The organism is Kitasatospora sp. SC0581, from assembly GCF_048159585.1.
Classification (GTDB): Bacteria; Actinomycetota; Actinomycetes; order Streptomycetales; family Streptomycetaceae; genus Kitasatospora.
This window is the reverse complement of record NZ_JBLRWA010000030.1, coordinates 74,698-96,420: the sequence shown is the minus strand read 5'-3', so window position 1 is coordinate 96,420 and position 21,723 is coordinate 74,698. Positions and strand designations below refer to the sequence as shown.

Sequence of the window (21,723 nt, the reverse complement as noted above, 5' to 3'; positions counted from 1 at the left end):
GTCGGTGGCCCAGAAGTACCCGAACGACGCCGAGTCCACCCTGCCCCTCGAGCTGAAGGTGATCGGCGGGGAGGGAGCGGACCCGTGGTACGACCTGACCGACGACCCGGGATTCGCCCCGGCTGCGGCGTGAACTTCCCTGGTCAGTAGCCGCATTGGGGCTGTGCCCATTCGCAGCCCGTGCGCCTACTGTGGATCACGTCGGGCGGCCCTCTCCCCCCTGGGGTCGCCCGACCCCGCGATGCCCCGGCCCACCCCCCCGGCCGGGGCATCGCCGCATTCGCGCCGGAGGCGGCGGGGCCACTGGAGGCGAGTCGGCGGGCCCCCGGATGCAGCTGAGCGGTCAAGGCGCCGTGATTTATCAAGCCGCTGTCCGGAAAGGTGACTTGGTGGAATCATGACTCTTCCGACAGTGACATGCACAATGCCGACGGGACTGCCGATGAAACCGCTGTCCGCCACCGATCCGCAGAAGGTCGGACCTTACCGCCTGGTGGCCCGCCTGGGCAGCGGCGGGATGGGCCAGGTGTTCCTGGGCCGCTCGCCTGGCGGGCTGTCCGTCGCGGTGAAACTGGTCCGGCCGGAGCTCGCTGAGAACGCACAGTTCCGACAGCGCTTCGCCCATGAGATCGAGGCGGCCCGCCGCGTCGGCGGCTTCTACACCGCTCAGGTGGTGGATGCCGATCCCGAGGCCGATCAGCCGTGGTTGGTCACCGCTTACATCCCGGGTCCCTCGCTAAGAGAGGCGGTGGACCGGTACGGCCCGATGCCTGCCGAGACGGTGACCATGCTCGGAGCGGGCCTCGCTGAGGGCCTGGCTGCGATCCACGCTTGTTCGGTGGTGCACCGGGACTTAAAGCCCGGCAACGTCATCCTCGCCGCAGACGGCCCACGCGTGATCGACTTCGGTATTGCCCGTGCCCTGGACACCGCCTCTGGCCTTACCCGCACTGCTGTGATCGGCACCCCGTCCTTCATGTCCCCCGAGCAGTTCCGTGGAAGCCTGGCCACGCCAGAGAGCGACGTCTTCAGCCTGGCCGCCGTGCTCATGTACGCCGCCGCTGGCCGTGGCCCGTTCGGCGACGGCCCCACCCCCGAAGCTGTTGGCTATCGCGTCGTTCACCACGAGCCCGACCTCACCGGCCTCCCGCCCGTGCTCGCGCAGCTGATCGCGTCCTGTCTCGACAAGGACCCGAAGCAGCGTCCCAGCGTCGCCCAAGTCTTGGATCACTGCGCTGGGCAGACCCACCTTGCCACCGCGTGGCTGCCGCCGAACGTGACCGCGATGATCACCGAACAGGCCGCCGAGACATCCAAGTTGACCACCGTCGTTTCCTTCCACCCACCGACGGAGGCGGATCGCCAGGCACTCACCGAGGAACGCACCGCTCGCGCACCCGGCATCCCTCCCCTTGTGGCCAAGGCCCGGACTGGCCGGGCTGGATATTCCACGGTAACGCTGCCCTGGATCCCCGGAGTGAACGGCGGGGCGAAGCGTACGACCGTTGTCCGCTGGCTCAGGCAGGTCGGGGACACGATCAGCAAGGGCGATCCACTGCTCGAAGTCACCTCAGGCCGTGGAGACGTCCTGATCACCGCCCCGGAGAGCGGTATCCTCTACGCCATCCACCGACAGGCCGGGGCTTCCGCCCGCATCGGCACCGCGATCGCCGGCATCGGCACGCGGACGGCCCGCATTCCAGCCTCCCGTCGGGTGCGGTACACCTGGGGCGGGGTCGCGACGTTCCTCGTGCTGGCCCTGATCGCGGGCGCAGTCTGTGTGCTCAGTCCTCTGTTCGAAGAGGAAGACATCAGCAACGTTCAGGTCGGCGACTGTATAGCCTGGGAGTCGCCGTCTTCTGGGTGGTACACAATGCCGTGCGGGCTCATGGAGGTCCGCAACTCCTTCAAGGAGGCGGGCCCGTACGTTGGCTCGGGCTACTACAAGGTGTTCGCCCGACTCCCACCGTCGAGCGACAAGTGCCCGACGATCGTCGTCAACGGGTCCAACGTCCAGTACAACACGGATAAGTTCGATTCTATGGCCCTGTGCACGAAGAGGCTCTGACAGCCGGACACCCCGTTTGCTGCGACGTAGCGTCACAGAGTCATCCCCGGGCGTGATGTCATGTGTATCGTGCCGCGCTGCCAGGCCAGACCCTACTCGTCCTCGAGAGCCCTATTCGTGGCGGACTGCCGCACCTTCTGGTGCTTGCCCCCAACCCTGGCCTTCTCCCGGATCGGGCGGACCTGCAGCGCCTTGGCTGCGTCCAGGTAGGTTTCGCGCTCAGCGTCCACGTAGCCGCCTTCCGGGGCCGCGGTCATGCTCCTGGCCGCGCTTGGCGGCCCGGCGCGACGTTAACTGTCTTCCCCTCCTACGGTCTGCGGCGTTCCGTTGCCGACAGACCGAGGAGCCGACATGGTCGGGATCGACCTCGACGCCGCCCGTGAGCGCCGTCTGGCTGCCGCTGCCGAGAAGGCGCGCGCCGCCAAGGCCGAGTACACCGTCGGTGAGGAGCCGTTGATCTTCGGCGGCGCCACCGTGGCGATGCTGCCGGCCGAGCTGCCGCTGGAGGTGTGGCAGCCGCTGATCGGCATCCCGTACCTGCCCCTGCTGCTGCGCTCGCTGGTGGAGGCCGCCCAGGCCCAGGGGGAGCAGCAGACGCAGGCGGCCAGCCTGATCGTGGACGTGCTCGGCTCGGAGCCTAGCCTGCCGTCCGATCTTCTGGCCGCCGCTGCCGAGATGGGCCGCCGCCTGCTGGGCGAGGACGGCTACGAGCAGCTGATGGCCCAGCGTCCCAGCCACGCCGACCTCCTGGAGCTGGTGCGCTACGCCTGGACCAAGTACTTCTCGGGTGGTGGGGGCCTGGGGGAACTCATCGGGCCGTCCGCGACTGCTTCGAGCGGTGGGACGACCTCGAAGCCGACTTCCAGCGGTACTACCAGCTCGACGCCCGCGGCGTCTGGCGGCGGCCCGGTGACCCCGGATTCCTCGGCACTCGACGTCTCCTGACCTTGATGCGGGGGCTGCCTGCCGAGGCCCTGCTGCGCCGGGACGAGGCGGAGGTCGGCGCGGACCGCTGGGGCCTGACGCAGGAGCTGCTGGCGCAGTTGGTGGAGCTGGTGTCGGTGTTGGCGGCGGAGCACCGACTGCGCCGGCCGGTTGAGCTGCCGCGCCCGGCCTACCTGAGCACTGGTCGCGCGCGCGGGCGGGGCGGGCAGGGCATGGCCCGGGCGGTCGCCGTGCTGCGCCGTAGCGGGAAGGCGGCCGACCGTGGGTGAGGAGATCGACTCCGGCCGCCTCGTGGTGGAGGTCGTCGCCGACTCGACTGGGTTCGCGACGGATGCCCGGGCGCGCGTTGATGCGGCGGTGCGCAACCTGCGGGCCAAGATCCGGCTCGACCCGGACGCCTCCGGGCTGCGCGAGCGCGTCGAAGCCGCCGCGCAGGCCACCCGCGCCCGCATCAAGGTCACGGTCGACGTCGACGTTGCCGGGCTGCGCCAGCGTGTCCAGGCGGCCACGCAGTCCTCCCGCGCCCGCATCAAGGTCGCCGTCGACCCGGACACCTCCGGGCTGGCGGAGAAGGTACGGGCGGCGACCGCCCGCGCCGCGTACGTGCGCGTCGGTGTCGGCCTCGACACCGGGAACCTGCGCCAGCGCGTGCGGGCCGCCGCCGAGGCGGCCGCGGCCACCGTCAAGCTCGACCTGGACGTCGAGACGGCCGGTCTGCGTGCCCGCGTCAGGGAGGCGCTGGCCGGCCTGTCGGTGCGGGTGCGGGTCGACGTCGACACCGCCGCCGCGACCACCCGCCTCGCGGCGTTCCGCACGCTCGCGTCCCGGCCGGTCGACGTCCCCCTCAACGCCCGGGGCTCCGCCGGCGGCGGCGAATCCGGCGGGTTCCTTCAGGCCGCCGAGGGCTTCGGCTCCACCGTCGCCGGGCTGGCCCGCCTGCCCGCGATGGCCTCCGGGGCGCTCGCGCTCGGCCAGGCCCTCACCCAGGTCGCCGCCGGGCTCTTCGCGATGGGCGCGGCAGCCGCGCCCGCGGTCGGCCTGCTCGGTGCCCTTCCCGGAGCGGCGGGCGCCGCCGTCCAGGGCCTGGGCACCCTGCTGGCCGCGTTCTCCGGCATCGGCGCCGCCGTCAAGGCCCTCGGCCAGGCGGACAAGCAGTCCGCCGGAGCGGCGGGCGCCTCCGCGCAGGCCCGGCAGGCCGCCGCCGACCGGGTGGCGGACGCGCAGCGCCGACTCGGCACCGCCCAGCGCGACAGCGACGAGCAGGCCCTGCGCGGGGCCGAGCAGGTCGCGCAGTCCCGGCGCCGGCTGGCCGACGTCCAGGAACGGGCGGCGGCGCAGGTCGCCGCCGCCGACCGGCAGCTGGCGGCGGCGGAGCTCACGGTCACCCGGGCGCACCAGGCCGCCGCGCAGGCGCAGCAGGCGCTGAACGACGCCCGGCAGGCCGCGCAGCGCACCCTGGAGGACCTGAACCGGGACGCGGCCCGGGGGCCGCTGGAGGAGCAGAAGGCGCTGCTGTCCCTGGAGCAGGCCCGCTCCCGGCTCAACCAGGTCAACGTCTCCCCGTTCTCGTCGGAGACGGACCGGCGCGAAGCCCAGATCTCCTACCAGGAGGCGGTCAACCAGCTCGAGGACGTCCGCACCCGCAACAAGCGGCTCGCCGAGGACGTCAGGAAGGCCAACCAGCAGGGCGTCGAGGGCAGTGACCAGGTCACCTCCGCGAAGGAGCAGCTGGCCCGCGCCCAGGAGGCCGAGCAGGACGCGGTCCGGGGCGTCCAGGAGGCCGAGCAGCAGGCCGCCCGCGCCCGCGTCGAGGCGGTGCGCGAGGTCCAGGACGCGCACAACGACCTCGACAAGTCCGTCCGCGAAGCGGAGCGCCAGCAGAAACGTTCCGCCGAGCAAGTAGCGGACGCCCAGCGGGACGTCGCCCGCGCGCTGCGGGACCAGTCCCAGGCGCTCAACAGCACCAGCAGCGCCGCCAACGCCGCCGAGGAGGTACTCAAAGCGCTCTCCCCGGCCGGGCAGCGCTTCGCCCGGTTCATCTCCGGCACGGTGCAGCCCGCCCTGCGCGGGCTGCGGGACACCGCGCAGGAGGCGCTGCTGCCTCCGTTGGAGAGGGGGATCGGCCGGGCTCTGAGCCTGCTGCCGATCTTCAACCGTGCGATCGGCGACACCGGGCAGGTACTCGGCCAGGCCGCCGAGCGCGGCGCGGAGATGGCCACGTCCGGGCCGTGGCGGGCGGACCTGGCGCAGGTCGCCTCGACCAACACCAGGGTGATCGGCTCGCTGGCGAACGCCGGCCTGAGCGCGGCCGACGGCCTGCGCAACATCACGGTCGCCGCCGCGCCGCTGCTGGAGCGCCTGGCCAGTGCCACGGAGCGCGGCTTCGCCCTGGCCGCCGCGTTCATCCAGGCCCGCCGCGACGGCGGCCAGCTCGAAGGGTTCTTCCAGCGCGCCGGTGACACCGGCGCACAGCTGTGGGGCATCCTGCGGGACATCGGCGCCGGTGTCCTCAACATCGGGCGCGCCGCCGCCCCGGCCGGACAGCAACTCCTCAACTCGCTCGCTCTGGCAGCGAGTTCCTTCCGCACGCTCACCGGCGAAGGCGAGACGCAGGCCAAGCTCGCCGGATACTTCGCCAACACCGTCCCCGTCCTCCAGGAAGTCGGGCGGCTGGTCGGCGCCCTGGGCGTCGCCTGGTTCAACTTCACCAACAACCCGGCACTCGCGCCGCTGATCGCCCGGCTGCGCACCGAAGTGCTGCCCACGGTCATGCAGTTGGCCGGATCGCTCGGCAACGGCCAGCTGTGGGACCAGCTCCTCGGACTGCTCTCCTCGATCGTCGGTATCGCCGCCCAGCTCGGCGGCCTCGGCAACACCTTGTCCGGGTTCCTGTTCGTCATCCAGGCCGTCGCCACAGCCGTGCAGGTGCTGCTGTCGATCCCAGGCATGGGCGCCTTCGTCTCGGCGCTGCTGACGATGGCCGGCGTCGCGGGCGGGATCATGTTCGTCGCCAACGCGATCGGCGCCGTGCGCGGCGCCCTGACCCTGCTGTCCGCCAACCCGATCATGCTGATCGTCGCCGCTGCCGCCGCCCTGGTGCTCGGGTTCGTCACGGCCTACCAGAAGGTCGACTGGTTCCGTAACGCCGTCAACGGGGCGATCAGCGGGCTTGCCGACGGTGTGCGTTCCGCGCTCGACGGCATGGTGTCCTTCGCGGCCTGGTCGTGGGGCAAGTTGTCGGGGATCTTCGCCCCGCCGATCCGCTTCCTGGTCAACACCGTGTACGACGGCGGGATCCGCAAGGCCTGGAACTGGATCGCCGACGCCTTCGGCCTCGGCAAACTGCCCAGCTTCACCGTCGGGTTCGCCCGAGGCGGCGTCGTGCCCGGCTACGCTCCCGGCCGCGACACCGTGCCCGCCATGCTCTCCCCCGGCGAAGGCGTACTCGTGCCGCAGGCCGTGCGCCAGCTCGGCGGAGAAGGCGGCATCACCGCCCTCAACGACGCCGCCCGCGCCGGACGGCTCGCCGAGGCCGGCGCGCCCGTGCAGGGCTTCTTCCTCGGCGGCCTCGTCGACGGCGCGATCGACAAGATGCGCGGCTGGGCCACCGGCGCCCTGGCCAAGGCCCTCAACCCGGTGAGGGGCTGGTTCAACTGGATGCCCGACACCGCGTGGGGCGGCATGCTGCGCGGCATGGTCAACCGGGCCGTGGACGGCGTGCTGGCCTTCGTACGCGGCTACGCCACCGGGGGAGTGGTGCCCGGCTACGCGCCCGGCCAGGACAGCGCCCTGGCCCGCCTCAGCCCCGGCGAAGGCGTCCTCACGCCGCAGGCCGTACGGGGCCTCGGAGGTGGCGGCGCCGTCAGCGCCATCAACGCCGCCCGCGGGCAGCTCGCCGACGGCGGCGGCCAAGGCGAGCGCATCGGCACCGTCATCTCGCCCGGCGCGATCGTGCAGTACATCACCAACCCGCTGCCCGAGACGCCCGGCGAGACCGTCAACAACCGGCTGCGGGCCCTCGCCAGCTTCGGCCTGTTCGACAAGGAGAGCGCCTGATGGCCCGCGAACGCTGGCTGGTGGACGGCTACGACCTCACCGACGGCCTGGTGCGCGACGTCGAGTACCGGGCTGGCCTGACCGGCACCCCGGCCGTCATCGGCGCGAACGCCGCCGTGCCCAACAAGATCGGGGAGTTGTGGCGCCCCAAGCACCACGGCCCCGGCAAGTTCACCCTCGCCCTGTGGCTGGCCCCCACCACCGGCGGCTGGCAGGACGTCGAAGCGGCGTGGGAGGACCTGCTGCGCGTCGTCGCCCGCCCGCACCGGCTGCTCACCTTCGAGCGGCACACCGCCGCCGGCCAGATCCGCCGCTGCGAAGGCGAGGTCCTGTCCGCGCTCACCCCGACCCCGCTGGGCCACAGCGGCATGCGCATCAGCCTGGAGGTCAACGTGCCCGCCGGGTACTGGGTGTCCGCCGACACCAGCACCCAGGCGACCGCTCCCGGCCAAACCGTCCCGCAGGACCTGGCGTTGACCGAGTTCGCCGATGCCACCGCGCCCATGGAGCAACTCGCCTACCTGCTCTCCGGCCCGATCACCGCCCCGACCGTCACCGACACCACCGACGGAACCGGCGACTCCTTCACCTACACCGGGCAGATCGGTGCCGGGCAGACCCTCACCGTGGACGCCGCCACCTGGCAGCTGACCGGCACCGGCGGCCTCGTCCCCGACCCGGGCCGCCTGACCCTCACCGGGCCCGCCTTCCTGCGCCTGGCCCCCGGCAGGCCCGGCAAGCCGCCGAGCGTGCGCCTGACCGGCACCAACACCGGGCCCACCACCCGGCTCGCCGTCACCGGCCGCCGCGCCTACCTGACCTGACCGGAGAACACCGTGGCCGTGCACCTGCGTATCTCCAGCCCGAGCGGCAGCCTGCTCGGGCTGCTGCCCTACCCCGCCGACCTCAAGACGCAGGCCGAACACAACGGCGCCGGCGCGCTGACCTTCACCTACCCGCGCAACGCCCCGGGCGCCGGCCTGCTGTCCGGAGACGACCCGCGGCTCTCCCTCGTCATCGACGGCGTCGAGCAGCCCGAGCGGTACCTGCTGGAGGACGACGGCGACGACCCGGCCGACGACGCGGGCGAGGCCCGGCCGGTCCAGGTCGGCTGCCGGGGCGCTCTCGCCCTGCTGGAGCGCGCCGTGATCTACCCGGTCGGCCACACCCCCGGGCAGGCCGTGCAGGGCCTCGACGCGCACTTCCCGTTCGTCAACGCCACTCCCGGAGCGATCCTCGCCACCCTGCTTCAACGCGCCCAGGCCCGCGGTGCCCTGCCCGAGGTCAGCTGGGACTTCACCTCCGCCGCCGACAGCGCCGGACGCCCCTGGCCCACCACGTACACGGTTCAGTACGACGCCGGCGGCGACTTGCTCAAGACCGTCGCGGCGATCACCGGCGCGGGATGGGCGGATGTGCGGATGGAGAGCTACCGGCTGCGCGCCTACGTGCCCGACACCGCGTGCGCCACCGACCACCCCGGCATCGTGCTGTACCTGGGCCGGGACGTCCTCAAGGGCCCCCGGCAGCGCTCCCGCCGTTCGGTGCGCTCCCACCTGCTGGCGGCCGGCGACTCCGGCAACCTCGCCGAAGTCGTCAACCCGACGGCGGCCGCCCGCTACGGACGCCGCGAGGCCTTCGACGGCCGGGGCGGCATCACCGACGGCGCCACCCTCGCCGAACTCGCCCGCGTCACCCTCGGCGGTATGGGCGCCGCCTCCGAGGGCTTCACGATCGAGCTGGACCCGGCCGCCACCCGGCACTGGCCCGGCACCGACTACCGGCCCGGGGACTACATCCGCTACGACCAGCGGCGCACCGACCCGGCCACCCTGGAGCCGCTGAGGGTACGCACCATCGCCACCACGTACGACGAGGCCGGCCAGCCCACCAGCAGCCTGGAACTGAACGACCTGTTCGTGGAGCAGCGCATCCGGGTCCAGCGACAGCTGGACGCCCTCACCAACGGCTCCGCGACCGCCTCCCGTACCCCGCTGCCGCCGCTCGGCGACCGCAACGACACCGTCGCCCCCACGGCCCCGGACGCGGTGCTGCTCGGCTCCTGGGCCTACCTGGACCGCAACGGGCAGCAGCACGCCGCGCTCGCGGTGTCCTGGCCGGCGGTGACGCGGAACGCCGACGGCACCGTGTACGACGACGCCGGCAACTACTACGTCTCCTACCTGCTGCCTGGCCTGCGGATCGCGGGGCGGGACCCGCAGTGGTCCCCCGAGCAGGCCGTCAACGGAACCATCGCGCACTACGATCAGCTGCCCGCCGGGCAGCGTGTCCAGGCCCGGGTGCGCACCGTGGACGCCTCCGGGAACTCCTCCACCTGGCGGCTGTCGGAGGAGACCATCCTCGCCAGCGACACCACCCCGCCCCCGGTGCCGTCGAAGCCCGTGGTGTCCTCGCTGATCGGCGCGGTGCGGGCCGTGTGGGACGGACTCGGCGCGCAGGGCGAGGAAATGCCAGCGGACTTCGCCGAGTTGGAGGTGCACGCCTCCACGGCGGCCGGGTTCGCTCCCAGCGCGGCGACGATCGTCGACCGGCTCGCCGGAGCGGCGGCCGCCCCGATCACCGGCCTGTCCTACGGCACCACCTACTACGTCAAGTTCGTCGCCCGGGACCGGGCGGGAAACGCCTCGCAGCCGTCCGCCGAGGCCTCCGCCGTCCCGACCGTCGTCATCAGGTCCGACCTCGCCGACCAGATCATCGGGACGGCCCAGCTCGCGGACGCCACGATCATCGGCGCGAAGATCGCGTTGGCGACCATCCAGGACGCCAACATCGGCACGGTGTCCGCCAGCAAGCTCACGGTCGGCAAGCTCAACGCGGACATCACGGTCTCCGCGCGCATCAAGACCTCCGACACCGGTGCGAGGGTCGAGCTGAACTCCGGCGGCATCGAGGCGTGGAACGCCAACGGGGTGAAGACCATCGCCGTCTCCGCGACCACCGGCGACGTGCGGATCGTCGGCGGCCTGTCCAGCGGAACCACCGGACAGCGCATCGAGATCAACCCCGGCGGGGGACTCCCGGAGATCCGCTTCTTCCCCACCAACGGCAACAACTACGCCTTCATCAACGCGGTCGGAGGGGGCAACGGCGCGGCGTACATCGGGCTGAACAGCGGCACCTTCCCGCACAACGGGCAGTCGACGGCCTACCGGCTCTACCTGACCGAGTACGTCTCCGCCCTGGAGACCATCCGCACCGATACCCAGAAGCCCTGGGGCGGCACCGTCCGGATGAACGCCAGTGAGGGCGCCGCCCTCACCTACATGGTCGAGGACAAGGTCCACGGCTACGTGATCGCATCGCAGGGAGGCGCCCAGTTCGGCCGGCGCAACGACGACGGCAGCGACAGCGAACTGTGGCTCGACAACTCGGCGCTGCAGTACAAGGGCACCTTCCCGAACTACTGGTACACCGAGCCGGACCGCGGGCTGTTCACCGGCACCGCCGGGATGACCAACTGGACGGCCATGTCGCTCTCCTACGGGCCGACGATGAAGTCCCCGATGGTGCCGATCGTCACCCTGCGGGACTGGCAGGCGGTCCGGGCCTGGCAGGTCACCGCGTCCAGCCTCACCGGCTTCACCACCACCCTCGCCTCCGCCAGCACCGACGGCTCTGTCGGCTTCTGGTGCTACCGCATCTGACAGGAACGGGGATCACCATGCCCGAGCAGTACCGGGTGCTCGACACCACCCGGATCAACGTCGGATCCACGCCGTGCTGGGCCGTGCGCCAGCAACGGCCCGACGGAGAGCACCACATCACCATCTTCCCGACCTCCTCACTGGAGTGGCGGGCCGCCGAGTACGACATCGACCACACCACTCCGGCCGGCATCGACATGATCCTCGACATGCTGCTCCACGAGCCGTTCGTCCCGGACCCGCTGGAGAACGGCCACACCGACCCGGCCGCCGCGAAGGGACTCGCCGCCCCCGCCGTCCAGGCGGTGAACGGCCTCGCCGCTGGGGACACCGAGCCTGTCACCCTGCACAACGCGCCCGACCGCGCCACCGCCCGCCAGGCCCACCTCGACCGGATCGCCCACGCCAAGCGGACCCGTGCCGCCGTCACGGCCGGCCCCGCCGCAGGCGCGCTCCGAGCGGCGGCAGCACGGCCCGCGCAGGACCCCCTCGACGTGATCCGCCGCAACCACGGCATCACCCCCGAGGGCGTGGCGGCCAAGGCTGAACTCGTGGAGCAGGCCCGGCAACAACTCGCCCGACCCCAGCCGTCCCCCGACGGCACTACCGCCCGCTCCGACCCGAAGGCCTTCACCACACCGGTGTGGGACGCCGCCCTGCCCCGACGCGACGAAGCCCACCAGGGCAACGGAGACGAGACGGCATGACCAACCACCCGACCCCGGAACAGCTCGACCACCTGCTCGGCACCGCCGACCGCCGCCGGCTCACTCCCGCCGAAGCCGCCCTGCTGAGGGCAGGCGTCCAGCATCTGCGGAAGTCGGCCGCCTGCGCATGCACCCGGCCGACCACCGGCGACACCCCCAGCCCGGCCAAGTGAACGGAGCCCCCACCACCATGGCGCACACCGCAGAACCCATCACCGTGGACGCCGAGCCGTACATCGCCCGGCTGCGCACCCAGATGGCCGAAGCCTGGAGCCAGGCACAGGCAGAACTCGCTCTCGCCCGCGAGGAGAACGCCGTACGCGTCGCGCGGGAAGCCGACCTGGCCCGCCGGATCGCCGAACTCGAAGCCACCGTCGCCGAACTGCGATCCGCCGCCTCGACGCGACCGTAGGCACCGCCGCGCCATACCGTCCCCCGCTGTGAACCGGGACCCGGACGACCAGCAGCCTCCCGCTGGCCGACGACACCGACGGAGGGCCAGATGGAGCGAGATCACCGGCTGGAAGACGGTCCGGGACCTGGTCCTGTTCCTGATCGGAGCGGTCGTGATCGTGAGGGAGGCGTGGACGCCGCCGGTCGACCCGAGCGTGATCATCACGGGCCTGACCCTTGCGGGGCTGCCGGCCGCGCTGTCAAGGGACGAGCGGCCGCCACGGGAGTAGCCCCGCGCACCGGCCCTCTGCTGACCCGCTACCGGTTCACCGCCGGCTACCTGGCCGCCGCCGGCACCGCGATCGCCGCGACCTGGCCGCTGTGAACCACCCGCCCCGCCCCACAGACCACCGGAGACCACCGTGAACATCCTCACCGACACCGAGGCATGGGGCCTGCTGCTCGGCGCCCTCACCCCCTGGGCGACCTCGCTCATCCAGCAACCCGACTGGAGCAAGGGGGTACGGACCCTCATCGGCACCGTGACGTCCGCGACCGTCGGCATCGTCACCGTCCTCGCCCGCGGGGACATAGCCCACGCGCAGACCGCCCTGACCACCGTCGCCCTCGCCGTCGTGGCGTCCAAGACGTTCTACGACGGCCTGTGGCAGTACGCCGGTGCCGGAGCGCTGGAACGCGCGACAGCCCCGGACCGCCGGTCCGGATGGTGACCGGCCCTGTGTCGGCGGCCGGCGCTACCCTAGAGTGATGATGTGGCCGCCGGGCCGACCGACCGCGTGCTCTGGCAACAAGCCCCTCGGGGCTGTCTCCTATCAAGGGGAGCACGCGGACCCGGGCGGATTCGCAACCCGCGGGCCCGGCGGCCACACTTCCTAATCTCCCTTCTCCGCAGCCGATTTGGCCACGTGGTGGGTGTTCCCACGTGCACGCCGGTAGCGGGAGGGTGGAGGCAGGCAGCCACACCGGGACCTGCGAACCCCGGTGCCGCCACGGAGACAAGGAAGGCACCATTCGGTGACAACACCCACAGAGCAGACCCAGCCCGTGTCCGAGCAGGTCACTCCGCTGACGGACAACCGCGCGGAGATGACCATCGAGACAGCCGACCAGGTCCTTGAGATCACCAGCGAACAGCGGTTCTGGACGAAGGCCCAGCGCGCGGCGATGGCCACCATCGGCCTCAAGGACGCCCCGATGGCTGAGCAGGTCGCGTTCTTCCACATCTGCAAGAGCACCGGTCTGGACCCCTTCCGCCGCGAGATCTACTACATCCCGCGCAAGCGCAAGGTGTTCGACCAGGAGGAGATCTACTACACCACGCAGACCGGGATCGACGGCTTCCGGCACATCGGGCAACGGAGCGGCCGCTTCATCCGCCGCATCGGCCCGTTCTGGACCGGTCCCGAGACCGACCCCGCATGGTGGATCCAGGGCGAAGACGGGATCACCCGCCGCCGATGGGTCGAGGTGTGGCTCGCTCCCGGACCGCCCGCCGCCGCGATGTGCCGCATCGAGCACTACAGCATCGCCGGTGACCCGACAGTCAGTCAGGCCGTCGCCCTGTTCAGCGAGTTCGCGGTGACCAAGGACGAGTGGGTGCGCGGTGAACGGACCGGGCAGAAGGTACTCTCGGGGCTGTGGCCGACCATGGGCGTCCACATGATCGGCAAGGTGGCCGAGGCCCAAGCTTGGCGGGTGGCCTTCCCCCGCGAGTTCGTCAACATCTACGAGCACGCCGAGATGGCGCAGGCCGACGCCGCCCAGACCAACCAGGTTCGCGAGGACTCGGCACAGCGTCGCAAGGCGGCCCGCGCCCAAGCGCAGCCGGGCACGGTGATCCCCGGCACTGTCGTCACCGCCTCCACCCGCACCGCCCCCGAGGAGAGCACGGGGCAGGACACGCCGGTGACTGGCGCGGAGGCAGACGAGCCAACCGCCGGACCGGAAGACGAGCCGCCCACCGCAGACGAGCTGCTCCGCGAGCTGCACGCCTACGCCTCCGTGATGGGCAGCACCGTCGACAAGATCACCCACCGGTGGCGGGAGGCGACGGGGGCCAGCCTCGACGAGGTAACTGGCGGGCAGCTTGCCGTCCTGCTCGCCGAGCTGCGCCCCTACGTTCTGGCCGCGCTGGGGTCCCACCCCGAGGCGGCCGAGCACGTCGAGGCCGGCGGCCTGCTGATCCGGCTCGACCCCGACACCACCGTGTGGGGCAGAGAGGACGCCCACCAGGGCTAGCCCGATTCTCCCCGGTCACCCCGCCCGCAGGGCCGTGCCCCGACCGCGCGGTCCTGCGGGCCTGCCACACGGACACCTCATGACGCTCCCCATCGAGCGAGCCCGTACGCTCGCCGACGCCCGCCTCATCGGGCCCAGCCCCCTTCCGTGCCGGTGCGGCGCGCCCCGGCACGAGCACCGGGGACAGAAGCGCTCCGGCGGCCACCCCGCCACCAGCTGTGGCCGCTACCGCCGCGACCCCGCCGACGTGCTCCTGGAGCGCGCCCAGGTGGCGGCCCACAACCGGCTCGGCGACGACCTCGCGGCATCCGAGCGCACCGGCCGCCGCCGACGCTCCCGCCGTCCCAAGAAGCCCGGCCAGTGGTCGATCGGCGCGTCTGACACCAGTTCCTGCCGCCGCGCGATCTGGTACCGGGAGAATCCGCCGCCCGGCTACACCCCGGCCCCCGTGGACCGGCGCGCGGCCCGGGCCGGAACCCTGATCCACGACTCGGTGTCCCGCCGCCGGCGCGCCCTCTACCCCTGGCGGCTGTTCGAGCAGTCCGTCACCTTGCCGGGTCTGGACCGGCCGAGCCGCTACGACGAGTACGACCCGGTCACCGGCGTCCTCTACGACTACAAGACCGCCGGGGACTGGAAGTGGGCGCTGGTCGGCGACGACGGCCCGCCCGAGACCGAATGGGACCAGACGCAGCTGTACGCCCTCGCCCTGCACCTTGCTGGCGAGCGGGTGACCGAGGTGAGGATCATCTACTTCGAGCGCAAGAGCGGCGTGGACGAGGAGTTCGTCCGGCCCTTCGACGAGCAGGCCGCCCGTCGCGCACTCGGGCGGTTGACCGCGATCGCCACGGCCCTCGACCTGGGCACCGCACTGCCCCGGGACAGGTCCGGGCCGAGCACCGACGTGATCTGCAAACGGTTCTGCCCGGCCCGCACCGACTGCTGGAACATGGCAGAGGCCCAGGCCGCTGGCCGTTCCCCGGAGTCGTACACCCTCGTCACCGACAGGTCCGACATCGAATGGGCCCTCGGCGAGTACGACCGGCTCCGCGCCGCGAAGTCCGCCGCCGAGAAGGCGCAGAACGTCGCCAAGGCACTGCTCGACGGGGTGCCGGCCGACACCTACGGCGAGTACGAGTACGTGCGCACCTCTGGACGGCTCAAGGACCCCGAACCGGACCATCAAGGACGCGTCCGGCAGCTCGAAGCGTTCTGGGACAACCCGCCCAACGAGCGCCCCGCACTGCACGAACTCGACTACCCCACCAAGCGCACCCGCACGAGCGGCAGCACCCACGTCCGCCGGGTCCGCGCGGCCAAGCGCGGCGACCCGCCGGAACGTGGACGCCGGTAAGGCCGCCAAACCCTGCGCGCATCAGTCTCCCTGGCCAGGCGCTCCACGCCCGCGCCTGGCCAGGCCCACCCCGGACGCTGAAGCGACCCACTGTCCGTCGCCTGATCTAACGTCCGCCCATCACAGGCCAGTTGAGAGGACCGCCGTGACCAGCCCGCACGATTCCGCACCCCGCTCGCCCTGGTTCGCCCGGCGGCCACCCGCCCTTCAGCCCGCCGCGTACCTCGTGCCGGTGCGGCCCTCCGGAGACCCCGGCGCACCGATCTACGAGCAGATGGTCGCCGAGTTCGGTGATCCGTTCAGCCCGCTCGGCCCGATCCGAGCCCGGTACCTGCACCGGCCCCTCGGCCGTCCGGCCGGAGGCTGAACCCCGACCCCAGTACCGGAAGTTGCTCGACGCGACCTAACCCCGGGCGGCCGCCTAGGTTCACCGCTCATGGCAGCCCCCCGCTACATCGACTACGTGCCGCTGGACGAGATCCGGCCCGCCGCCCGCAACCCGAAAGGGCACGACGACGACGGGCTGGATCGCTCCGTGGAGCAGTTCGACTTCACCGAGCCCGGCCTGCTGGACGAACGCACGGACCGGCTGGTGGCCGGACACGGCCGCTACGAGACCCTCGCGCGCCGCCGCGACGCGGGGAAGCCGGCCCCGGACGGGGTGGTCGTCACCGCCGACGGCACGTGGACCGTCCCCGTGGTGCGCGGCTGGGCATCCCGCGACGACGCCCACGCCGAGGCCTACCTGATCGCCTCCAACCAGCTGACCACCGTCGGCGGCTGGGACGGCGAGGGCCTCGCGGCGATGCTCTCCGACCTGGAGCAGGTCGACCCGGCGCTGTTCGCCGCCACCGGATTCGACCACGCCCAGATCGACGCCATGCTCGAAGACGTCGCCGCGGGCGGCCAAGCCGACGACACGAGCGATGCGGACGACGACGGCGCCGCCGAGCCCGAGCAGATCAACCGCGGCGACCTCCTGGCCCTGGCCGGCGTCACCGTTGGCGAGCCCGAGCACCAGGTCGAGACCGGCCAGGTGTGGGAACTCGGCGACCACCGCCTCGTCGTCGCGGAGGTCTTCGATGGCTGGCCGCAGTGGGCCCCGCTGCTCATCGAGGGCAGCCTCTTCCTGCCCTACCCCACCCCGCTCGCCCCGTTCGCGGACCGGGCCGTCGGCCGGCGCCTGGTGATGGTGCAGCCCGAGCGCTACCTGGCCGGCCACCTCCTGGACAAGTGGGAGCGGATCAGCGGGCAGTCGCCCACGCTCCGGGACGAGTCGTGACGACCGCCCTGCCGACCGCCGGTGGCACCTTCGACCGGTCGGAGCGGCCCATCTACTTCACCGCAGGCGGTGGCGAGTTCAACGCGGGCCCGCACGTGCTGACGGCCGTCAACGAGGTGATGGGCGACGCCGAGGAACGGCGGCTGCGCGACCTGCTGGACGCCGGATGCAAGGTGCTGCTCGACTCCGGGATCTTCTGGCTCACCAACCGGCACAGCCGCGCCCACGGCGTCTCAATGGACGAGGCCCTGGCGCTCCCCCCGGAGCAGATCGACGGGTTCGCGGAACTGCGCGAGCGGTACGTCTACCTGGCCCGTACGTACGGCGACTGGCTATGGGGCTACATCGAGCTGGACCAAGGCGGCCTGCTGCACAAGCGGGCGCAGCGCCAGGTCCTGCACGACCTCGGCCTGTCGCCGATCCCGGTCTACCACCCTCTGGTGGACGGCTGGGACTACTTCGATGAGCTGGCCGAGCAGTACGACCGGATCTGCGTCGGCAACATCGTGCAAGCCCCTGCCCCGGTGCGGCTGCGCCTGCTCCACACGATCTGGGAGCGCCGCCAGAAGCACCCGCACCTGTGGATCCACGCGCTCGGCCTGACCGCCAACGAGTGGTGCCTGCCGCTGGCCCCGGACTCCTGCGACTCCTCGTCCTGGCTGGCCCCGCTGCGCTGGAACCACCAGCGGATCGAGACCGCCCTGCTGCGGCGCGTCGGCAACCTGCCCGCCGGCTTCCGCTACGCCCCCGGCGACAGCGACTCCTACCAGGCCGCCGCCCGGCTGTGCGCGGACGCCGCAACGGCGCTGGGCACCTGCTGGAGGCACGCCGCCCACCGCGTCCAGGAGTTGACCGGCGCCCCTGGCGGCACCGCACTGGAAGGGGCGCAGCAGTGAGCCCGAGCCACCAGCCCGCCGCGGTGAAGCGCACCGGCGGCGGCGCGTTCGACCCGGCCGACCGGCACCTGTACTTCGCCGCAGGAGACTCGGAGCACTACCCGCACCACGTGCTGCTGGCCACCAACGACCTGCTCACCGCCGGCCACGAACGACGGCTGGTCGAGCTGCTGGACGCCGGGCACCGCGTGCTGCTCGACTCGGGGATCTTCTGGCTGACCAACCAGTACAAGCGGGCCCACCCCGGCGTCTCCATGGACGAGGCCCTGCGCCTCGCCCCGGAGGAGATCGACGGGTTCGATGACCTGTACTCCCGGTACGTCGAGCTGGTGCAGCGCCACGGCGACCGGCTGTGGGGCTACATCGAGCTGGACCAAGGTGGCCGGGACAACAAGATCCGCACCCGCGCCCGCCTCGAAGGCGAAGGCCTCACGCCGATCCCCGTCTACCACCCGCTCGTGGACGGCTGGGACTACTTCGACGAGCTCGCCCAGCAGTACGACCGGATCTGCTTCGGCAATGTCGTCCAGGCGCCGGCGCCGGTGCGGCTGCGCCTGCTGCACACCCTGTGGGAGCGCCACCGCCAGTACCCCGACCTGTGGGTCCACGTCCTCGGCCTGACGGTCAACGAATGGTGCCTTGCCGTCCCGCCGGACTCCTGCGACTCCTCCACCTGGCTCGGCCCGCTGCGCTGGCCCGACGTCCGCGTCGACTCCGCGCTGCTGCGCAAGGTCGGCGTGATCAACCGCGGCTTCGCGTACGACCTCGACCAGCCGGCACACCCCACCCGCGGCCGCACCGCCTGCTGCCTGATGTGCGCGCAGACCGTCTCGGCGACCACCGCTGTGTGGCGACTCGCCCGCACCACCCGCGACGAGCTGCTGGGGCAGTCGTCCTACCCGCCCGTCACTGAACCGGAGGCACGATCCTCGTGAAGTCAACTACGACCGTCTGGGCCAAAGTCGAGCTGCCCGGATTCCACTACTGGCCTGCCGCGCCGGACCACCGTTCCTACCTGCGGGCCCGGCACCGGCACCTGTTCCACATCACGGTCGGCGTCGCCGTCGCCCACGACGAGCGCGACACCGAGTTCCACGACCTCGGCGACCTGATCCGCGGCTGGTGGGGCCCGGGCGCCCGCGAGTGTGGGCCCGCCTCGTGCGAGACCCTGGCGCGCACCCTCGCCGACCATGTCAGGAGCGCCGGCCTGAGGGTGACGATGGTCGCCGTGTCCGAGGACGGAGAGGCCGGCGCGGTTCTCCACCTCGGGATCGAGGAGAAGCAGCTGTGAGCCACGCCGTCACCGTCCGCCACAACTTCGAGACCGCGCACCGGTTGCCGCACCTCGCCGGGAAGTGCGAGAACCTGCACGGGCACTCCTGGGTGGTCGAGATCACCGTGACCGCCCCGGCGCTCGCCGCCGGCACCGTCGTGGAGTTCGGCGCGCTCAAAAGGGCCCTGCGCACGTGGATCGACACCTTCCTCGACCACGGCACCATGCTCGGGGCCGGCGACCCGCTCGCCCCCGTCCTCGCCGCACAAGGCAGCAAGCTGTACCGCTTCGGTGCCGAGGACCCGACCGAGCAGGAGCAGCACGCCGCCGGCCTCGGCTGGCCGAGCGTGGAGGCCGTCGCCGAACTGCTCGGCCGCGTCGCCACGGAGGCCCTGCACACCCTGCCCCGGGCCGCAGGGGCGTACGTCTCCCACGTCGGCGTGTCCGAGACCGCCGTCAACGCCGCCTCCTGGACGGCGGTGGCCCCGTGAGCGCCCTCGTCCTGCCGGACGCAGGCCTGCCCGTCGCCGAGACCTTCGGGCCCACCATCCAGGGAGAAGGGCCGACCGCCGGCCAGCGGGCCCTGTTCCTGCGCCTGGGCGGCTGCAACCTGGCCTGCGGCTGGTGCGACACCCCGTACACGTGGGACGGCAAGCGGTACGACCTGCGCAAGGAGATCGGCCGCGTCCCGGTGGTCGAGCTCGCCGAGTGGGCAGCCGGGCACCCGCACGCGATCATCGTCATCACCGGCGGCGAGCCGTTGCTCCACCAGCGCACCGACGCCTGGCGCTCGTTCATGGCCGTGCTGCGCTACACCACCCGCCGCGTCGAGATCGAGACCAACGGCACCATCCCGCCCCGGCCCGTCAGCCTCGGTGTGCCGCGGCTGACCTTCAACGTCAGCCCCAAGCTGGCGAACTCCGGCATGCCGGAAGAACGGCGGATCAAGCCGGACGCCCTAGAGGTCTTCGCCGACCTCGCCCACCGCGGCCGTGCCCGCTTCAAGTTCGTCGCCGCCGGCCCGGACGACCTGGAGGAGATCGCCGACCTGGTGGACCGTTTCCGCCTTCCCCCGCACGCGACTTGGGTGATGCCCGAAGGGACCACCGCCGAGCGCACCATCGAGGTCGCCCGGGCCCTGGCCGACGACGTGATCGCGCGTGACTGGAACCTGACGATGCGGCAGCACGTGCTGCTGTGGCCTGGAGAACGCAACCGATGACCACCCCTGCCAACACCGCCGACCTGGCGCGCGCGGCCGAGCACGCCGCCGGCCTGCTTGCCGCTCTCGGCATCCCGTGCGACACCGAGTCCACCGCGGCCACCCCGCGCCGCATGGCGAAGGCCCTTGCCGAGCTGACCGCCGGCGTGCGTCTGGACCCGGCCCGGTACCTCGCCGTCACCTTCCCCCCGGAAGGCGAGCGGGCAGGGCTGATCGCTGCCGTCGACGTGCCGTTCACCGCCCTCTGCGAGCACCACGTGCTGCCGTTCACGGGCCGGGCCACCGTCGCCTACCTGCCGACCCCGGGAGCCCGCATCGTCGGCCTGTCCAAGCTCGCCCGACTCGTGCAGGAGTTCGCGGCCCGCCCGCAGGTGCAGGAGCGACTGGGCCAGCAGGTCGTGGACGCCCTCGGCGCGCACCTCGACATCCAGGGCGCGGCCTGCCTGATCCGTTCCCAGCACGCCTGCATGACCCTGCGCGGCGCCCGCGCGCACGGGGCCGCGATGGTCACCACCCACTTGACCGGGGCGCTCCACGCCGACCTGGCCCGTCGCGCCGAAGTGCTCGCCCTCGTGCCGCCACCAGCCTGACACCGCAGGGGAGTTGTGCCCAAGCGGGCTATCCCACGGGAGGATGGCAGGGCCAGGCCGGGACCGCGAATCCCGGCCACCCACACCAAGGAGACGACAACGATGCTGCTTAGAGTTCCTGTTGAACTGCCTGCCACCGCGCTGAGGGTCGGCGACCTCCGCGGGTTCCTGGGGGTGCTGCCCGGTGACCTGCTGGTCGTCGCCGACTGCCCCGGGCAGGGCGGCCCGGTCCGTGTCCCGCTGGGTTGGCCGGTGAAGGCTGCGGTGCGCGACGAGACCGGTCAGCGCGTGCCCGTGATCGGTCTCCCGCAGGTCGGCGCGGACGACGAGTACGCCATGACGGCCTCGCACCTGTACGGGCTCCTCGCGGACCTGCCCGTGGACGCGCTCGTGGTGGCGGTCTGGGAGGCCGAGGACAGCCCCCGCCAGACAACGGTCGGCACTCCCGAGTTCGGCGACCTCATCAACGAGGACTCCGGACTCACCGTCCGCGCGGTCGTCCTGCCTGCCGTGCTCAGCGGCGCGACCGGCACGGCCTACGACGAGATCGCCTACAACCTCGGCTGGGAGTAGTCCAGCAGCCCAACAAGCGAGGCCGCACCGTGGAACCGTTCCACGGTGCCTTACAGGCAAGCCGGCAGGCTAGGAACGTCCCTAGGTGCCCGCCTGTGAACTGGCGCCCTGAGCGCCGCGCGTGTCACGTGACACGCGCGGCGCACCCGGCAGCTCGTGGGCGTTGACGCCCCTCTAGCACGTACTTCCGTGAGTAGGTGCAGCCTACTTGTCTAGTAGGCTGCACCGCCCACTGGCCGTGTCAGCCCGCGTATGCCTTGGGGCGGTCACCGATGGCGGAGCAGCGATACAAGGTACCCACCCTGCCGCTTGTCGGCATTGTGATTTCTCCTTACACACGGCCGCGGCCGTGTGTCAACGAAATCCAGAAAGACCTGTCAAGCGCAGCCTCTGTCCACGGCACTGGGTCTACAAGCTCTGGCGCGCTGCTACGTTTGGCC

At 72.0% G+C, this 21,723-nt stretch carries 21 protein-coding genes; all 21 read left to right on the top strand.

Going from position 1 to position 21,723, the window contains the following annotated elements; translation table 11 throughout:
• Positions 1 to 442: 442 nt before the first annotated feature.
• The 21 genes from ACLWS4_RS31305 (at position 443) to ACLWS4_RS31205 (ending at position 21,283) form a co-directional block, all read left to right on the top strand.
• Positions 443 to 2,068 (top strand): protein kinase domain-containing protein, encoded by a 1,626-nt coding sequence (locus ACLWS4_RS31305; RefSeq protein WP_416875911.1) that lies wholly within the window; start codon positions 443 to 445, stop codon positions 2,066 to 2,068.
• Positions 2,069 to 2,419: 351 nt separating this feature from the next.
• Positions 2,420 to 3,013, top strand: coding sequence for a hypothetical protein (locus ACLWS4_RS31300; protein WP_416875910.1), 594 nt, complete (start codon positions 2,420 to 2,422; stop codon positions 3,011 to 3,013).
• A 5-nt stretch (positions 3,014 to 3,018) separates the two neighbouring features.
• Positions 3,019 to 3,282, top strand: coding sequence for a hypothetical protein (locus ACLWS4_RS31295; RefSeq protein ID WP_375875641.1), 264 nt, complete (start codon positions 3,019 to 3,021; stop codon positions 3,280 to 3,282).
• A complete protein-coding gene (locus ACLWS4_RS31290; protein WP_416875909.1) occupies positions 3,275 to 7,069 on the top strand; it encodes a hypothetical protein in 3,795 nt (1,264 codons plus the stop codon). The genes ACLWS4_RS31295 and ACLWS4_RS31290 overlap by 8 nt, the downstream gene beginning before the upstream one ends.
• Positions 7,069 to 7,893 carry a hypothetical protein gene (locus tag ACLWS4_RS31285; protein ID WP_416875908.1) on the top strand — a complete coding sequence of 275 codons (825 nt, stop codon included), beginning with the start codon at positions 7,069 to 7,071 and terminating at the stop codon, positions 7,891 to 7,893. Before ACLWS4_RS31290 ends, ACLWS4_RS31285 begins: the two co-directional genes overlap by 1 nt.
• Positions 7,894 to 7,905: 12 nt before the next feature.
• Positions 7,906 to 10,734: a hypothetical protein gene (locus ACLWS4_RS31280; protein ID WP_416875907.1), complete on the top strand. Its 2,829-nt coding sequence runs from the start codon at positions 7,906 to 7,908 to the stop codon at positions 10,732 to 10,734.
• A gap of 17 nt (positions 10,735 to 10,751) precedes the next feature.
• A complete protein-coding gene (locus ACLWS4_RS31275; RefSeq protein ID WP_416875906.1) occupies positions 10,752 to 11,441 on the top strand; it encodes a hypothetical protein in 690 nt (229 codons plus the stop codon).
• Complete coding sequence (locus ACLWS4_RS31270; protein ID WP_416875905.1) at positions 11,438 to 11,614, top strand: hypothetical protein; 177 nt, start codon at positions 11,438 to 11,440, stop codon at positions 11,612 to 11,614. The genes ACLWS4_RS31275 and ACLWS4_RS31270 overlap by 4 nt, the downstream gene beginning before the upstream one ends.
• 17 nt (positions 11,615 to 11,631) lie before the next feature.
• A complete protein-coding gene (locus ACLWS4_RS31265) occupies positions 11,632 to 11,853 on the top strand; it encodes a hypothetical protein (protein ID WP_416875904.1) in 222 nt (73 codons plus the stop codon).
• Positions 11,854 to 12,256: 403 nt separating this feature from the next.
• Entirely contained in the window at positions 12,257 to 12,565 is a 309-nt protein-coding gene (locus ACLWS4_RS31260) for a hypothetical protein (RefSeq protein WP_416875903.1), read from the top strand.
• A gap of 304 nt (positions 12,566 to 12,869) precedes the next feature.
• On the top strand, positions 12,870 to 14,093 hold the full coding sequence (locus ACLWS4_RS31255; RefSeq protein ID WP_416875902.1) for a recombinase RecT: 1,224 nt from the start codon (positions 12,870 to 12,872) through the stop codon (positions 14,091 to 14,093).
• 79 nt (positions 14,094 to 14,172) lie between these two features.
• Positions 14,173 to 15,447, top strand: a complete 1,275-nt coding sequence (locus ACLWS4_RS31250) for a hypothetical protein (RefSeq protein ID WP_416875901.1) — start codon at positions 14,173 to 14,175, stop codon at positions 15,445 to 15,447.
• 145 nt (positions 15,448 to 15,592) lie between these two features.
• Positions 15,593 to 15,814: a hypothetical protein gene (locus ACLWS4_RS31245; RefSeq protein WP_416875900.1), complete on the top strand. Its 222-nt coding sequence runs from the start codon at positions 15,593 to 15,595 to the stop codon at positions 15,812 to 15,814.
• Positions 15,815 to 15,883: 69 nt separating this feature from the next.
• A complete protein-coding gene (locus ACLWS4_RS31240) occupies positions 15,884 to 16,729 on the top strand; it encodes a hypothetical protein (protein ID WP_416875899.1) in 846 nt (281 codons plus the stop codon).
• On the top strand, positions 16,726 to 17,625 hold the full coding sequence (locus ACLWS4_RS31235; protein WP_416875898.1) for a hypothetical protein: 900 nt from the start codon (positions 16,726 to 16,728) through the stop codon (positions 17,623 to 17,625). The genes ACLWS4_RS31240 and ACLWS4_RS31235 overlap by 4 nt, the downstream gene beginning before the upstream one ends.
• On the top strand, positions 17,622 to 18,560 hold the full coding sequence (locus tag ACLWS4_RS31230) for a hypothetical protein (protein ID WP_416875897.1): 939 nt from the start codon (positions 17,622 to 17,624) through the stop codon (positions 18,558 to 18,560). The genes ACLWS4_RS31235 and ACLWS4_RS31230 overlap by 4 nt, the downstream gene beginning before the upstream one ends.
• Positions 18,557 to 18,916 carry a hypothetical protein gene (locus tag ACLWS4_RS31225; protein ID WP_416875896.1) on the top strand — a complete coding sequence of 120 codons (360 nt, stop codon included), beginning with the start codon at positions 18,557 to 18,559 and terminating at the stop codon, positions 18,914 to 18,916. Before ACLWS4_RS31230 ends, ACLWS4_RS31225 begins: the two co-directional genes overlap by 4 nt.
• Positions 18,913 to 19,389, top strand: a complete 477-nt coding sequence (locus ACLWS4_RS31220; protein WP_416875895.1) for a 6-pyruvoyl trahydropterin synthase family protein — start codon at positions 18,913 to 18,915, stop codon at positions 19,387 to 19,389. The genes ACLWS4_RS31225 and ACLWS4_RS31220 overlap by 4 nt, the downstream gene beginning before the upstream one ends.
• On the top strand, positions 19,386 to 20,120 hold the full coding sequence (locus ACLWS4_RS31215; protein WP_416875894.1) for a 7-carboxy-7-deazaguanine synthase QueE: 735 nt from the start codon (positions 19,386 to 19,388) through the stop codon (positions 20,118 to 20,120). The genes ACLWS4_RS31220 and ACLWS4_RS31215 overlap by 4 nt, the downstream gene beginning before the upstream one ends.
• Complete coding sequence (folE, locus tag ACLWS4_RS31210) at positions 20,117 to 20,710, top strand: GTP cyclohydrolase I (RefSeq protein WP_416875893.1); 594 nt, start codon at positions 20,117 to 20,119, stop codon at positions 20,708 to 20,710. The genes ACLWS4_RS31215 and folE overlap by 4 nt, the downstream gene beginning before the upstream one ends.
• Positions 20,711 to 20,812: 102 nt before the next feature.
• Positions 20,813 to 21,283, top strand: a complete 471-nt coding sequence (locus tag ACLWS4_RS31205; RefSeq protein WP_416875892.1) for a hypothetical protein — start codon at positions 20,813 to 20,815, stop codon at positions 21,281 to 21,283.
• Positions 21,284 to 21,723: the final 440 nt, after the last annotated feature.

Excerpts from the sequence above, each read along its gene's own strand:
- ACLWS4_RS31305 (WP_416875911.1), top strand. The coding sequence starts at position 443 with ATGAAACCGCTGTCCGCCACCGATCCGCAGAAGGTCGGACCTTACCGC.
- ACLWS4_RS31300 (WP_416875910.1), top strand. The coding sequence starts at position 2,420 with ATGGTCGGGATCGACCTCGACGCCGCCCGTGAGCGCCGTCTGGCTGCC.
- ACLWS4_RS31295 (WP_375875641.1), top strand. The coding sequence starts at position 3,019 with ATGCGGGGGCTGCCTGCCGAGGCCCTGCTGCGCCGGGACGAGGCGGAG.
- ACLWS4_RS31285 (WP_416875908.1), top strand. The coding sequence starts at position 7,069 with ATGGCCCGCGAACGCTGGCTGGTGGACGGCTACGACCTCACCGACGGC.
- ACLWS4_RS31275 (WP_416875906.1), top strand. The coding sequence starts at position 10,752 with ATGCCCGAGCAGTACCGGGTGCTCGACACCACCCGGATCAACGTCGGA.
- ACLWS4_RS31270 (WP_416875905.1), top strand. The coding sequence starts at position 11,438 with ATGACCAACCACCCGACCCCGGAACAGCTCGACCACCTGCTCGGCACC.
- ACLWS4_RS31265 (WP_416875904.1), top strand. The coding sequence starts at position 11,632 with ATGGCGCACACCGCAGAACCCATCACCGTGGACGCCGAGCCGTACATC.
- ACLWS4_RS31250 (WP_416875901.1), top strand. The coding sequence starts at position 14,173 with ATGACGCTCCCCATCGAGCGAGCCCGTACGCTCGCCGACGCCCGCCTC.
- ACLWS4_RS31240 (WP_416875899.1), top strand. The coding sequence starts at position 15,884 with ATGGCAGCCCCCCGCTACATCGACTACGTGCCGCTGGACGAGATCCGG.
- folE (WP_416875893.1), top strand. The coding sequence starts at position 20,117 with ATGACCACCCCTGCCAACACCGCCGACCTGGCGCGCGCGGCCGAGCAC.
- ACLWS4_RS31205 (WP_416875892.1), top strand. The coding sequence starts at position 20,813 with ATGCTGCTTAGAGTTCCTGTTGAACTGCCTGCCACCGCGCTGAGGGTC.